Origin of the sequence: Streptomyces shenzhenensis, assembly GCF_003688995.1 — a bacterium.
Lineage (GTDB): Bacteria > Actinomycetota > Actinomycetes > Streptomycetales > Streptomycetaceae > Streptomyces > Streptomyces shenzhenensis_A.
The window spans coordinates 68,456-82,442 of record NZ_PENI01000033.1; the positions used below are offsets into that span (position 1 = coordinate 68,456).

Consider the following 13,987-nt stretch of genomic DNA (forward strand, 5'->3'; position numbering starts at 1 on the left):
TCAGTGGTGCGGCGTAATGTGACGGTCAGTGGGGGACGGCCGCCTCGAACGCCTGACCGGCCGACCGGACGTGCCCCGCGCCAGGGACGACCGGACCGAGCACGACGGCGTACGCCGACCGACGACGGCGTACGTCAGGAAGAGCGGGGGAGCGATGAGCACGACCGATGCCGGGGCCGCGGCGATCACGCTGACCGACGCCGAGCTGGACCTCTACGTCACGCACGCGCCCACGCGCGGTCTGCTGACCGGCCCCGGACTGCCCGACGACAGCGACCTGTTGACCTTCGCCCCGCTGCGCACCGCCGGACTGCGCACGCTGGGGGACGCCGTCGACGGCCCGGCCCGGCTGGCGGGTGAGCTGCGGGACCGGCTCGTGATAGGGGAACTCCTCGGCCCGTCGGGTGTGCAGGCGGAGTCGATCCTGCTCGACGGCAGCACCGGCGAGATCACCACCGCCTACCTGTTCGCCCCGACGGACAGCCGCCCGCTCGCGCCCTCCTTGGCGACCCTGCTGCGCTTCGCCGCGGTCACGGAGGAACTGGCAGGGCTGCGCGGCCGGTTCGCCTCCTACGCGGGCCGGTACGGCACCAGGACCGCGACCGAGGTGTCCCGCCGGCTCCTGGCGCTCTTCGAGGAGGACACGGACGGCGAGGTGCCGCCGTACTGGAAGGCCGCCGCGCTGATCCGCCCGCTCGCCCTGGTCGCGGGCCCCGGCACCGCCCAGGGCCTCACCCTGGACCTCCCCGGCCGGCTCCTGGACGAGGAGTTCGGGCCGGGCCGGGTGGCCCGCTTCGAGGAGGTCGACTTCCCCGCCGCGCTCACCCATGAGCCGACGCGCCGCTTCCTGCGCGAGACGGGGCTGCCCGAGGACGCGGCCCTCTTCCGCCTCGACACGGACGTACCGCTGCCGACGCTGACGGAGTACTACACGGACGAGCGGTCCGGCGAGTACCCCCTGGAAGCGCTGCCCGCCCACGCCGGCCGCCTGATACGCCTCGGCCACCTGGTCGAGGACAACAGCCTGGTGGTCGACGGCAGCACGGGCGCGATCCTCAACTTCAGCGAGCCCGAGGCGGCGCTGTACCCCCTCAACACGGACATCTCCACCCTCGCCTACACCCTCTGGCTGCTGCACCACGAGCGCACGATCGACGAGCACCTCGGCAACGAACTGACGACGGAGGCCTACGACCAACTGGCCGCGACGATGCTGCGGACCCTCACGTCGATCGACCCCACGCCCACGACGACGGACGCGGACTGGCACTACTGGACGGAACTCTTCCAGGACGAGGCGGGCGGCGTGCTCTGAAGCGGCTGAGGCCCTTCCGGGCGGCCAAAGGACGGCACCCCCCCTTTTTTTGAGAGGTGCCGCCCTTCCGTTCTGCCTGGTCAGGCAACCAGAGGCCGTGGCGGGAATTGAACCCACGTAACTCGCTTTGCAGGCGAGCCCCTAAACCACTCGGGCACACGGCCGTGTCGATGGGACGACCGTAGGGCGGGGCGGGGAACGGGATCAAGGGGGACGCGGGGGCTGCAACGGGACTGCCATACGCCGTTCATGAAAGAGGGGGCGCGAGCCCGGGGGACGTACGACCAAGGTCGCAGGCCGGGGGAGACCCGCGACAGGAGCCATGGCCGGTTGCGGGCCTTACGCTGGCCGTCATGACCGTCCATGAGCCGCGCGACACCGACGTCGCAGAGGAACCCGTACACAGCGCCGAGGAAGGAGTGCTGGGCCGGACGTACCGGGCGCTGAGCGTCGGGATCGTCTCGGTCGTGCTGCTGATCGCGTTCGAGGCGACCGCGGTGGGCACGGCGATGCCGGTCGCCGCGCGGGAGCTGGACGGGGTGTCCCTGTACGCGTTCGCGTTCTCCGGCTACTTCACCACCAGCCTGTCCGGCATGGTGCTCGCGGGACAGTGGTCGGACCGGCGGGGGCCGCTGGGGGCGCTGACCACGGGGATCGGCTCCTTCGCGGTGGGGCTGGTGGTGGCCGGGGCCGCCGGGTCGATGTGGGTGTTCATCCTGGGACGGGCCGTGCAGGGTCTCGGCGGCGGACTGGTGATCGTCGCGCTGTACGTGGTCGTGGGACGGGCCTATCCGGAACGGTTGCGCCCGGCGATCATGGCGGCGTTCGCGGCCGGCTGGGTCGTCCCGTCGATCGTCGGCCCGCTCGCCGCCGGCGCGGTCACCGAGCACCTCGGCTGGCGCTGGGTGTTCCTGGCGATCCCGGTGCTGGTCGTGCTCCCGCTGGCGCTCGCGCTGCCGCAGATACGACGGCGCGCGGCCGGTCCCGTGGACGCCGGTGCCCGGACCGACGGCACCGCGGCCGGTGGCAAGGCGGCCGGCTCCGCCGACCGGCGGCGCATCCGGCTCGCGGTCGCCATCTCGCTGGGCGCCGGGCTGCTCCAGTTCGCCGCGCAGGATCTGCGCTGGCTCTCCCTCGTCCCCGGGCTGGCGGGCGCGGCGCTGCTGGTGCCTGCCGTGCTCGGGCTGCTGCCCCGCGGCACCTACCGGGCCGCGCGCGGACTGCCGTCGGTCGTGCTGCTGCGCGGGGTGGCCGCGGGGTCCTTCATCGCGGCCGAGTCGTTCGTGCCGCTGATGCTGGTGACCCAGCGGGGGCTGTCGCCGACGCTGGCCGGGTTCTCGCTGGCGGCGGGCGGCGGCACCTGGGCGCTGGGGTCCTGGGTGCAGTCCCGGCCGCGCGCCGAACCGTACCGGGAGCGGCTCATGACCGTCGGCATGGTGCTGGCCGCCGCCGCGATCGCCGCCGCGTCCAGCGTGCTCGTGCCCGCCGTGCCCGCGTGGATCGTCGCCGTCGCCTGGGGCTTCGGCTGCTTCGGCATGGGGCTGGTGATCTCCTCCAGCAGCGTGCTGCTGCTGCGGCTGTCCGCCCCGGAGGAGGCCGGCGCCAACTCCGCCGCCCTGCAGATCTCCGACGCGCTGTCCAACGTCGTGCTGCTGGCGGCGGCGGGCGCCGCGTTCGCCGCGCTGGGCGGCGGCAGCATGGCCGCGTCCGCGGCCGAGACCGCCGCCGCCGACGGCCATCCGGCCGCGTTCGCCGTGGTGTTCCTGCCGATGGCCGGGGTGGCGCTGATCGGCGCCTGGGTGACGACACGGCTACGAGCACGCTGATCCGCCGTACCCCCGGCGGGCCCCGGCCGGAGCGTCTCCTGTGATGTGGATCCCACCCGTGGGTGACCCGGCCTCGTCCGCGCATTGACGGTCGCGGGGCGCCGGTAGGGTGGCCCGGTTGTCATACGCAGCCGAACCGCCGCCCCATCGATTCGACCCTCTGCAACGGAGACCGTGACTACCGCCCACCCGTCGCCCGGCACCACCCCCAACGGAGGGCCCTCCGGGCCCACGCCCATGCCCAATTCCTCCTCGCACCACCTTTCCCCCGCCTTCCCGGGCCGCGCGCCCTGGGGCACCGCCGGCAAACTGCGTGCGTGGCAGCAGGGGGCACTGGAGAAGTACGTCCAGGAGCAGCCGCGTGACTACCTCGCCGTCGCCACGCCCGGCGCCGGCAAGACGACCTTCGCGCTGACCCTGGCGTCCTGGCTGCTGCACCACCATGTCGTGCAGCAGGTGACCGTGGTCGCGCCGACCGAGCACCTGAAGAAGCAGTGGTCGGAGGCCGCGGCGCGGATAGGGATCAAGCTCGACCCCGAGTACAGCGCGGGCCCGCTCGGCAAGGAGTACGACGGGGTCGCCGTGACGTACGCCGGTGTCGGCGTGCGCCCGATGCTGCACCGCAACCGCGTCGAGCAGCGCAAGACCCTGGTGATCCTCGACGAGATCCACCACGCCGGCGACTCCAAGTCCTGGGGCGAGGCGTGCCTGGAGGCGTTCGAGCCCGCCACGCGGCGGCTCGCGCTCACCGGCACCCCGTTCCGTTCCGACACCAACCCCATCCCCTTCGTGGCGTACGAGGAGGGGCAGGACGGGATCCGGCGGTCCGCCGCCGACTACACGTACGGCTACGGGTCCGCGCTGTCGGACGGGGTGGTGCGGCCCGTCATCTTCCTCTCCTACAGCGGCAACATGCGCTGGCGTACGAAGGCCGGCGACGAGGTCGCCGCCCGGCTCGGCGAGCCCATGACCAAGGACGCCGTCAGCCAGGCCTGGCGCACCGCGCTCGACCCGCGCGGCGACTGGATGCCGAGCGTGCTGCGCGCCGCCGACCAGCGGCTGACCGAGGTCAGGAAGGCCATCCCGGACGCGGGCGCGCTCGTCATCGCCACCGACCAGGACTCGGCACGTGCCTACGCCAAGCTCATCCGGGAGATCACCGGCAGCCGGGCGACGGTCGTCCTCTCCGACGACGTCGGCGCCTCCAGGAAGATCGACGAGTTCAGCGAGAACACCGACCGCTGGATGGTCGCGGTGCGCATGGTGTCCGAGGGCGTCGACGTGCCCCGGCTCGCCATCGGCGTGTACGCCACGACGATCTCCACGCCGCTCTTCTTCGCCCAGGCCGTCGGCCGGTTCGTGCGCTCCCGGCGGCGCGGCGAGACCGCCTCCGTCTTCCTGCCGACCATTCCCGACCTGCTCACCTTCGCCAACGAGATGGAGGTCGAGCGGGACCACGCCCTCGACAAGCCGAAGAAGGAGGGCGAGGAGGACCCGTACGCCGAGTCCGAGAAGGAGATGGAGGAGGCGAACAAGGAGCAGGACGAGGACACCGGCGAACAGGACGCGCTGCCCTTCGAGGCGCTGGAGTCCGACGCCGTCTTCGACCGGGTGCTCTTCGACGGGGCCGAGTTCGGCATGCAGGCCCATCCGGGCAGCGAGGAGGAGCAGGACTACCTGGGGATTCCGGGGCTGTTGGAGCCCGACCAGGTGCAACTGCTGCTGCAGAAGCGGCAGGCCCGGCAGATCGCGCACAGCCGTAAGAAACCGGACGCCGAGGCCGACCTGCTCGAACTGCCCGCCGAGCGGCGGCCGGTGGTCAGCCACAAGGAGATGATGGAGCTGCGCAAGCGGCTCAACACGCTGGTCAGCGCGTATGTCCATCAGAGCGGCAAGCCGCACGGGGTGATCCACACCGAGCTGCGGCGGGTGTGCGGCGGGCCGCCGAGCGCCGAGGCGACGGCGGGGCAGTTGAAGCAGCGGATCGCCAAGGTGCAGGAGTGGGCCACGAGGATGCGGTGACGCGTTACGGCTCGACATGGGGCGTATATCCGGACGAATGGGGGCAGTTCACTTCGGCCGATGCCCGGATTCTGGACGGAGGCTTCCGGTCAGCGAACCGGCTTCGCTACTGTCCGGATACGCACACGCCCCGTGGCAGCGCCGCCGCGGAGCGCAGCCGTGAAGCGACTGGGCCCGGAGCCGCCGGGCTGTCCTGCCGATCGGCGGCCTCTGAAACGCCTCGCTGACGGGACTCGGCGACGCATCCGCCACCAGCAGGTCGCCGACCTCACCACTTAAGGAGTGGGCGTCGTGACCGCGGAGACCTCTCAGACGCTCGACCGGGGACTGCGGGTCCTCAAGCTGCTGGCCGACACGGACCACGGGCTGACCGTCACCGAGCTTTCCCATCGACTGGGTGTGAACCGGACCGTGGTGTACCGGTTGCTCGCCACGCTCGAACAGCATGCGCTCGTCCGGCGCGACCTGGGCGGGCGAGCCCGGGTCGGGCTGGGCGTGCTGCGGCTGGGCCGGCAGGTGCATCCGCTGGTACGGGAGGCCGCGCTGCCCGCGCTGCGGGCGCTGGCCGAGGACATCGGGGCGACGGCCCATCTCACCCTGGTGGACGGGTCGGACGCGCTGGCGGTCGCGGTCGTGGAGCCGACATGGACGGACTACCACGTGGCGTACCGGGCGGGTTTCCGGCATCCGCTGGACCACGGGGCCGCGGGCCGGGCGATACTCGCGGCCCGGCAGGCGCCGCCCGTCGAACCCGGCTACACCCTGACCCGGGGCGAGTGGGACGCCGGTGCCTGCGGGGCGGCGGCGCCGCTGATCGGGGTGACCGGGGTGGAGGGCAGCGTCGGGGTGGTGATGCTGGCGGACGCCGTGCCGGAGCGGGTGGGCCCGCGGGTCATGGACGCGGCCCGCGAGGTCGCCGAGGCGCTCCGCTGACCCTGCCGTCCGGCCGGCTCCCGAGCCGCTGGGGCCGAGGTCGGGCGGGCGGTGGCCGGACGCGGCCGTCGCGTTAGATTGACCTCGTGCTCTCTCGTCTCACGCGCCTCCGGGCCGTCGCCGTCTGTGCCCTGCCCGTCGTGGCACTGATCGCCACCGCGGTCTTCGCGCCGCTGCCGTTCTCGGTGGCGCAGCCCGGGATGACGGCGAACGTCCTCGGCGCGAACAAGGGCGCGCAGGTGATCACGATCTCCGGTGCGCCGAGCCGGCGGACCAGCGGCGAGCTGCGGATGACGACCATCGAGGCCACCTCCCCGGACGCGGACGTCTCGCTCGGCGACGTGATCGACAACTGGTTCCGCACGGACCGGGCGGTCATGCCGCGCGACTCGGTCTATCCGAGCGGGAACAGCGTCAAGGAGATCGAGCGGCACAACGTCCAGCAGATGCAGCAGTCCCAGGACACCGCCACCCGGGCCGCGCTCGGGTACCTCGACCTGACCGACCGGAACATCAAGGTCACCTTGACGCTCGCGGACGTCGGCGGCCCCAGCGCGGGCCTGCTGTTCTCGCTCGGGATCGTGGACAAGCTGGACGGCGACGGCAGCGGCGGCGACCTCACCGGCGGGCGCACCGTCGCCGGCACGGGGACGATCGACACCGACGGGACCGTCGGCGCGGTGGGCGGCGTGGCCCTGAAGACACAGGCGGCCCGGCGGGACGGGGCGACGGTGTTCCTGGTGCCGAGGGCCGAGTGCGCCGACGCCAGGGCGGAACTGCCGAAGGGGCTGCGGCTGATCCCGGTCACCACGCTCAAGGGGGCGGTGGACTCCCTGGTGGCCCTGGAGAAGGGGACGTCCTCGGTGCCGAGCTGCTAGCCGGGTCCTGCGACGCCTGTTCCACCAGCGGGATGATCCGCAGCGGAACGGGGTTCTCCATGACGATCGCGGTGGCGGCCCGGACGATGCCGTCGAACCCGACGACCCGGTCGATCACCCGCTGGAGATCGGCGTTCGAGCGGGCCACCAGCCGGCACAGCATGTCCCCGGTCCCGGTGGTGGTGTGCAGCTCCAGCACCTCCGGCACGGACGCCAAGTGCGCCCGGACGTCCGGCCCTTGGCCCTGCCGGATCTCCAGCGTGGCGAACGCGGTCACGGGATAGCCGAGGGCCGCCGGATCCACCTGCGGGCCGAAGCCGCGGATGACCCCGTTCGACTGGAGCCGGTCGAGGCGCGCCTGCACGGTGCCCCGGGCGACGCCCAGCCGGCGGGACATCTCCAGCACCCCGATCCGCGGCTCCCGGGCCAGCAGCACGATGATGCGCCCGTCCAGATGATCGATCGCCATTCCGCCTCCCGCGGTGGTCACCATGTACAGAAAGACCGCTTGTACGGCCGTACGGGTCTACAGATTGCCCAGCAGAGCCGCAAACTATTGCGCACCTTGCAGAGCGGAGCCACGCTTCGGCTATGACGCAGACCACACACCACGCTCCCGACACCGCACGGCAGGCCGACCCGTTCCCGGTCAAGGGAATGGACGCGGTCGTGTTCGCCGTGGGCAACGCCAAGCAGGCCGCTCACTACTACTCCACCGCCTTCGGCATGCGGCTGGTCGCCTATTCAGGACCGGAGAACGGCAGCCGCGAGACCGCGAGTTACGTCCTGGAGAACGGCTCCGCCCGCTTTGTGTTCACCTCCGTGATCAAGCCCGCCACCGACTGGGGCCGCTTCCTCGCGCAGCACGTGGCCGAGCACGGCGACGGCGTCATCGACCTCGCCATCGAGGTGCCGGACGCGCGCGCCGCCCACGCCTACGCCGTCGAGCACGGCGCCCGCTCCGTGGCGGAGCCGTACGAGCTGAAGGACGAGCAGGGCACGGTCGTCCTCGCCGCGATCGCGACGTACGGCGAGACCCGCCACACCCTGGTGGAACGCTCCGGCTACACCGGCCCCTACCTCCCCGGCTACGCCGCCGCCGACCCGATCGTCGAGCCGCCCGCCCAGCGGACCTTCCAGGCCGTCGACCACTGCGTCGGCAACGTCGAACTCGGCCGCATGAACGAGTGGGTCGGCTTCTACAACAAGGTCATGGGCTTCACGAACATGAAGGAGTTCGTGGGCGACGACATCGCCACCGAGTACAGCGCCCTGATGTCCAAGGTCGTGGCCGACGGGACGCTCAAGGTCAAGTTCCCGATCAACGAGCCCGCCGTCGCCAGGAAGAAGTCCCAGATCGACGAGTACCTGGAGTTCTACGGCGGTGCCGGCGTCCAGCACATCGCCCTCAACACCAACGACATCGTGCAGACCGTGCGCACGATGAAGGCCGCGGGTGTCGAGTTCCTCGACACCCCGGCCACCTACTACGACACCCTCGGCGAGTGGGTCGGCGACACCCGCGTGCCCGTCGACACCCTGCGCGAGCTGAAGATCCTCGCCGACCGCGACGAGGACGGCTATCTGCTGCAGATCTTCACCAAGCCGGTCCAGGACCGCCCGACCGTCTTCTTCGAGATCATCGAACGCCATGGCTCGATGGGCTTCGGCAAGGGCAACTTCAAGGCCCTGTTCGAGGCGATCGAACGGGAGCAGGAACGGCGCGGAAACCTCTAGCGGACGAGTGAGCGGGTCACCAGGTGGGGGCCGGTTCGTTCGGCGGGGTGCCCAGGGACTGGAGGGCCGTTCTCGCCTCCGCTGCCCGGGTCGGGGAGAAGTGCGGGTTGATCTGCAGGGCCTCAGCGAGGTGACGGCGGGCGGAGGAGTTGTCGCCCAGGGCGCGTTCGATCGTGCCGAGGTGGAAGAGGTACAGCGAGCTGCGCACCCCGCCGCCCTTCTCCTTGTCCGTCGCCTTCGCGGCGTACTCCAGCCCCTCCTGCGGGTCCCCGGACCGGTACAGCGCCCAGCCCAGCGCGTCCGCCACCTCGATACCCGGCTGCCGCTGCCACTCGTCGCGCAGCCGCCGCACCGCCTCCTGCGGATCCCCGTGGTCCGCCTCGTACCGCCCGACGACCAGTGCGTCGTCGACCCCGCCCGCGGCGTTCTGCGCCGCCCGCTGCCGCAGCAGGTCGAACTGGCTCCGCGCCTCCTGCGTCCGGCCCAGCGACTGGTACAGCTCGCCCAGTTCGAGCGCGTACTGCGGGGACGGCTGCCCCGCCACCGCGAGGACATAGGCGTTCACCGCCTCCTCCGCGCGGCCCAGCGCGGCCAGCACCCGCCCCTGCCCGGCGAGCGCGGCCCGCTGGTCCGGGTCCAGCCGGACGGCCGCCTCGAAGTGCCGCAGTGCGTCCTCCCGGTCCCCGCGCTCCCACGCCAGCTGCCCGGCCCGCTCCAGGTAGGCGGCCTGCTCGGCGGGGCTGCCGGCCGCCGCCGCGGCGTCCGCCAGCTGCGCCGCCGCGTCCTCGCGCCAGCCCCGGTCGCGGTACACGGCGGAGGCCCGCGCCATCACCGCCGGGCGATCGGCCGGCGAGGTGCGCAGCTGCATCAGCTTGTCCAGCGTGCCGCGGGCCGCCTCGTAGTCACCGAGCCCGGTGTAGGCGTCGATCAGCAGCGCGTACGTCGTCCAGCGCTTGGGCGAGAGCTCCAGCGCCTGCTCGCCCTGCCGCTTGGCCTCCCCGAAGTCCCGCCGGGCGTTGGCCAGCGCCGTCAGCCCGTCCAGTGCCTCCGCGTTCGCCGTCGGCTGCTCCCGCAGCGAGGCCTGCAGTGCGCTCTCGGCCTTCGGGAAGTTCACGGCGTCCGCGGTCCGCCGCCCGCGCTCCACATAGGCCGTCCCCAGCGTGGCCCAGGCCCGCGCGTCCCGCGGGTGCGTCCGCAGATACTGCTCCCGGTCCCCGATCAGCGCGGTCAGGCCGGGCAGCGCGGCCGGCACCCCGGCGGTGACCGAGGTGAGCGCCGGCGGGCCGGGCGCCGGCGCGGGCGTGGGCACGGGCGGCTGGTCCGGCGGCCGATCCGGGGGCGGTAGCAGCATCAACGCGCCGACATATCCGCCGGCACCCGCGACACTGCTGGTCAGCAGGGCGACCAGCGCTCGCCGCAGCGCGCGGCCACGGCGCCGTGGCACCGCGGTCACCAGGGACGTACCCGGCCTGGACTGTTCGTTCTCCATAAGTCTTACTGTGCGTTCATCGGACGACTACAACCCGGCAGCCGAAGGCGCGCCCCCGATGGGGTTCACACCGATGGCCCCGGATGCGAGGCTGTGATCATGAGCCGCATCGAAGCCGCACCCGACGCAGAGATGGGCAACCTGACCGACCGGCTCCGCGCGGGCCTGCCGGCCGAGGCCGTCCTCACCGACCCCGACGTCACGACCTCGTACGCCAACGACATGGCGAGCTTCTGCCCGGCCGGCAGCCCGGCCGTGGTCGTCCTGCCACGCACGGTCGAACAGGTCCAGCACGTCATGCGCACCGCCACCGAACTGCGCGTCCCCGTCGTCCCGCAGGGCGCCCGCACCGGCCTGTCCGGCGGCGCCAACGCGGCCGACGGCTGCATCGTGCTGTCCCTCACCAAGATGGACCGCATCCTGGAGATCAGCCCGGTCGACCGCATCGCGGTCGTCGAGCCCGGGGTCGTCAACGCCACGCTCTCCCGCGCGGTCGAGGAGCACGGCCTGTACTACCCGCCCGACCCCTCCAGCTGGGAGATGTGCACCATCGGCGGCAACATCGGCACCGCCTCCGGCGGCCTGTGCTGCCTGAAGTACGGGGTGACGGCCGAGTACGTGCTCGGCCTGGACGTCGTGCTCGCCGACGGCCGTCTGCTGTCCACCGGCCGCCGGACCGCGAAAGGGGTGGCGGGCTACGACCTGACCCGGCTGTTCGTCGGTTCCGAGGGCTCGCTCGGCATCGTCGTACGGGCGGTCCTCGCGCTGAAGCCCAAGCCGCCGCAACAGCTGGTGCTGGCGGCCGAGTTCGCCTCCGCGGCCGCCGCCTGCGACGCGGTGTGCCGGATCATGGCGGGCGGCCATGTGCCGTCCCTGCTCGAACTCATGGACCGGACGACGGTCAAGGCCGTCAACGACCTCGCCCACATGGGCCTGCCGGAGTCCACCGAGGCGCTGCTGCTGGCCGCGTTCGACACCCCGGACCCGGCCGCCGACCTGGCCGCCGTCGGCGCGCTGTGCGAGGCCGCCGGCGCCACCGAGGTGGTCCCCGCCGACGACGCGGCCGAGTCCGACCTGCTCCTCCAGGCCCGTCGGCTGTCCCTGACCGCGCTGGAGGCGGTCAAGGGCACGACGATGATCGACGACGTGTGCGTGCCCCGCTCCCGGCTGGGCGAGATGCTGGAGGGCGTCGAGCGCATCGCGGATAAGTACCGGCTGACCATCGGGGTGTGCGCGCACGCGGGCGACGGCAACACGCATCCCACCGTCTGCTTCGACGCCCAGGACCCCGAGGAGTCCCGGCGGGCCCGCGAGTCCTTCGACGAGATCATGGCCCTCGGCCTCGAACTGGGCGGCACCATCACCGGCGAGCACGGCGTCGGCGTGCTGAAGAAGGAGTGGCTGGCCCGGGAGATCGGCCCGGTCGGCGTGGAACTGCAGCGCGCCGTCAAGCAGGTCTTCGACCCGCTGGGCATCCTCAACCCGGGCAAGCTGTTCTGACACTGCTTCCGCGCCGCGTCCGGCGTCACTGGGCGAGCAGCTGATCGAGCGCGTCGTCGATGCCCAGCTGCCCGCCCTCGGACCCCGGGGGAACCACCCGCAGCGTCCGCTCGAGCCAGGCGGACACCTGGGCGCTCGGCGCCTCCAGCAGGGCGTCGCCGTCGGGCGAGCTGAGCGCCATCAGCACGACGCTGCGGCCCCCCGCCTTGGTCGGCCACACCCGCACGTCCCCGTGCCCGCACGGCCGGAACACGCCCTCCACCAGCAGTTCGCGGGCGAACGTCCAGTGCACGGGGTGCTCGGAGTTGATGTGGAAGCTGACGTGGACGGCGAACGGGTCGTCGGTGCGGTAGGAGAGCCGCGCCGGGACCGGGACGCTGCGCTCCGGCGACAGGATGAGCCTCATCTCCAGCTCGCGTTCCACCTCGGTGTAGTGCATGACGTGCCGTTCCTCTCTCGGGCGGGTGTCCGGGACACCGCGGGGGCGTCCCGTACGAGTGGAGAGAGGGCAGGTGCCCGGACATTACGCGGGTTCGGAGAACTTTTTTCCACGGCCGTGAAGCCGGTGCACGGAGTTGCCCGGAAAGGAGTGGGTCCGGCCGGACTGGCCGTGGCGGCCCACCGGGTCTGATAGATGTGGAGGCCCCCAATCGAATTCCGAGCAGATACGGGACGACGGACATGAGCGCCCCAACCCCGGCCCCCGGCGACGACAGACCTCGCGAGGGCTATTACCCGGACCCGTCCATCCCCGGCTACGTCCGGTACTGGAACGGGGCCGCCTGGGTGCCGGGCACCAGCCGGCCGGCCCCCCAGGACGGCGAACCGCTCACCCCGCCGCCCGGGGCGCCCCCGGCCGTGCCCGCGGTCGAGGAGACCGGCCCGCACTTCTTCGACGAGGACCCGCCCCCGGAGCCCGCCGGGCCGCAGCCCGAACCCGCCGCGCCCGAGCCGGCGTCCGCGTGGGCCGCCGACCGGGCCCGGCAGTCCGGCTTCGGCGGCGACCCGGACCGCCGGGTCGCCTGGGGCGCCGACCCCCGGGTGCCCGGGGCCGACCCGCGGGTGCCCGCCGACCCGCCGTCCCCGCCGGACGGCCGGGCCACCAGCACCGACGGCACGGCGTCGATCCCCCCGGCGGACTCCGGGGAGCTCCCCGCCAGCGGCACGTTCGTCTTCCGCCGCCCCATCCCCGGCCCGGCCGCCGTTCCTGCCGCCGCCGACTCTGCCTCTGCCTCCGCCTCCACGGACGAGGGCACCATGACCTTCCGTGCGGTGCCGCGCACCGGCGCACCGGGCGCCACCGGACCGGCCGGGGGCGCCGGTTCCGGCGCGGCCGGGATCCCGGCGCAGGGTCCCGGCGCGGGCGGCTCGGCCGCCGGTCCCGTCGGCGCTCCGGGCGCGGGCGGTGCGGCCTCCGCCGGGGGCACCGGCGCGGGTCCGGGCAAGCCAGGGTTCGGGGCCGGCAAGGCCGCCGCGGCCCGTGCCGCAGCGGCGCAGGCCGAGGGCCAGGCGGGCGCCGCGGCCCAGGTCGCCGCCGCTCCCGCCGTGCCGCAGCAGTCCACCCCCGTGACCGCCGGGCCCGGCGGCGGGCAGTCCTCCTGGGCCCAGCAGGTGCACCGGCTCGCCGGAGCCGGGGACGAGCCGTCCGTGGCGCCGTGGAAGCCGCCCGTCGAGGACCCCTTCCAGTCGATGGTGCGGCGGCAGGCGGCGGCCCGGCCCGCGGCGCTCGGCAAGCGGCTGGTGGCCCGGCTGATCGACACCGTGGCCGTCGGCGCCGTCACCGCCGTGGCCGCCGTGCCGCTCGGCACCAGGGCGGCCGACCACATCCAGGAGAAGATCGACGCGGCCAAGCTCTCCGGCCGCACCGTCACGGTCTGGCTGCTCGACGGCACGACGGGCCCGTATCTCGCCATCGTCCTCGCGGTCTTCCTCCTCACCGGCGTCCTCTACGAGGTGCTGCCCACGGCCAGGTGGGGCCGCACCCTGGGCAAGCGGCTGTGCGGCCTCGAGGTGCGGGACATCGAGGCCCACGAGCCGCCGGCGTTCGGTGTGTCCCTGCGGCGCTGGCTCGTGCACACGGTCCCGGGTCTGCTCGGCATCGGGATCGTCGGCTTCGCGTGGTGCCTGTTCGACCGCCCGTGGCACCAGTGCTGGCACGACAAGGCGGCCCACACCTTCGTGGCGGGCTGACCGAGGGGCCCTACGCCCGTTGCGGGAGGCGCGGATCCGCCGTACGGCCGCGTCGATTCCGTACCCCGGATGGCCGCACGCCGGATGCGGAACCGGG

General features: G+C 73.1%; 11 protein-coding genes and 1 tRNA gene. 8 read left to right on the forward strand and 4 right to left on the reverse strand.

Features of this window, described 5'->3' with window-relative positions; translation table 11 throughout:
- The first annotated feature begins 154 nt into the window (after positions 1 to 154).
- On the forward strand, positions 155 to 1,315 hold the full coding sequence (locus CTZ28_RS36265; protein ID WP_121894045.1) for an SUKH-4 family immunity protein: 1,161 nt from the start codon (positions 155 to 157) through the stop codon (positions 1,313 to 1,315).
- A 92-nt stretch (positions 1,316 to 1,407) separates the two neighbouring features.
- Here CTZ28_RS36265 and CTZ28_RS36270 read toward each other — a convergent pair.
- Positions 1,408 to 1,479, reverse strand: a tRNA-Cys gene (locus tag CTZ28_RS36270).
- Positions 1,480 to 1,668: 189 nt separating this feature from the next.
- Between CTZ28_RS36270 and CTZ28_RS36275 the strand changes: the two genes are divergently transcribed.
- From CTZ28_RS36275 to CTZ28_RS36290, 4 genes are all read left to right on the forward strand, one after another.
- Positions 1,669 to 3,141, forward strand: coding sequence for an MFS transporter (locus tag CTZ28_RS36275; protein ID WP_121893996.1), 1,473 nt, complete (start codon positions 1,669 to 1,671; stop codon positions 3,139 to 3,141).
- A gap of 237 nt (positions 3,142 to 3,378) precedes the next feature.
- Positions 3,379 to 5,163: a DEAD/DEAH box helicase gene (locus tag CTZ28_RS36280; RefSeq protein WP_121893997.1), complete on the forward strand. Its 1,785-nt coding sequence runs from the start codon at positions 3,379 to 3,381 to the stop codon at positions 5,161 to 5,163.
- A 291-nt stretch (positions 5,164 to 5,454) separates the two neighbouring features.
- The gene (locus tag CTZ28_RS36285; RefSeq protein WP_121893998.1) at positions 5,455 to 6,096 is read left to right on the forward strand and encodes an IclR family transcriptional regulator; all 642 of its coding nucleotides are present in this window, start codon (positions 5,455 to 5,457) and stop codon (positions 6,094 to 6,096) included.
- A gap of 86 nt (positions 6,097 to 6,182) precedes the next feature.
- On the forward strand, positions 6,183 to 6,974 hold the full coding sequence (locus tag CTZ28_RS36290; RefSeq protein WP_121893999.1) for a S16 family serine protease: 792 nt from the start codon (positions 6,183 to 6,185) through the stop codon (positions 6,972 to 6,974).
- Here the strand turns inward: CTZ28_RS36290 and CTZ28_RS36295 are convergent.
- Positions 6,910 to 7,443 carry an Lrp/AsnC family transcriptional regulator gene (locus tag CTZ28_RS36295; RefSeq protein WP_121894000.1) on the reverse strand — a complete coding sequence of 178 codons (534 nt, stop codon included), beginning with the start codon at positions 7,441 to 7,443 and terminating at the stop codon, positions 6,910 to 6,912. The genes CTZ28_RS36290 and CTZ28_RS36295 overlap by 65 nt on opposite strands.
- A gap of 122 nt (positions 7,444 to 7,565) precedes the next feature.
- Here CTZ28_RS36295 and hppD point away from each other — a divergent pair, with 122 nt between their 5' ends.
- Complete coding sequence (hppD, locus tag CTZ28_RS36300; protein ID WP_121894001.1) at positions 7,566 to 8,711, forward strand: 4-hydroxyphenylpyruvate dioxygenase; 1,146 nt, start codon at positions 7,566 to 7,568, stop codon at positions 8,709 to 8,711.
- 16 nt (positions 8,712 to 8,727) lie between these two features.
- Here hppD and CTZ28_RS36305 read toward each other — a convergent pair whose 3' ends face one another.
- On the reverse strand, positions 8,728 to 10,200 hold the full coding sequence (locus CTZ28_RS36305) for a tetratricopeptide repeat protein (RefSeq protein WP_121894002.1): 1,473 nt from the start codon (positions 10,198 to 10,200) through the stop codon (positions 8,728 to 8,730).
- 93 nt (positions 10,201 to 10,293) lie between these two features.
- Here CTZ28_RS36305 and CTZ28_RS36310 point away from each other — a divergent pair, with 93 nt between their 5' ends.
- Complete coding sequence (locus CTZ28_RS36310; RefSeq protein WP_121894003.1) at positions 10,294 to 11,700, forward strand: FAD-binding oxidoreductase; 1,407 nt, start codon at positions 10,294 to 10,296, stop codon at positions 11,698 to 11,700.
- A gap of 25 nt (positions 11,701 to 11,725) precedes the next feature.
- On the opposite strand, the gene CTZ28_RS36315 is transcribed toward CTZ28_RS36310, so the two are convergent.
- Positions 11,726 to 12,139 (reverse strand): SsgA family sporulation/cell division regulator, encoded by a 414-nt coding sequence (locus CTZ28_RS36315; protein WP_121894004.1) that lies wholly within the window; start codon positions 12,137 to 12,139, stop codon positions 11,726 to 11,728.
- Between the two features lie 242 nt (positions 12,140 to 12,381).
- Here CTZ28_RS36315 and CTZ28_RS36320 point away from each other — a divergent pair, with 242 nt between their 5' ends.
- Entirely contained in the window at positions 12,382 to 13,890 is a 1,509-nt protein-coding gene (locus CTZ28_RS36320; RefSeq protein ID WP_121894005.1) for an RDD family protein, read from the forward strand.
- Positions 13,891 to 13,987 lie beyond the last annotated feature (97 nt).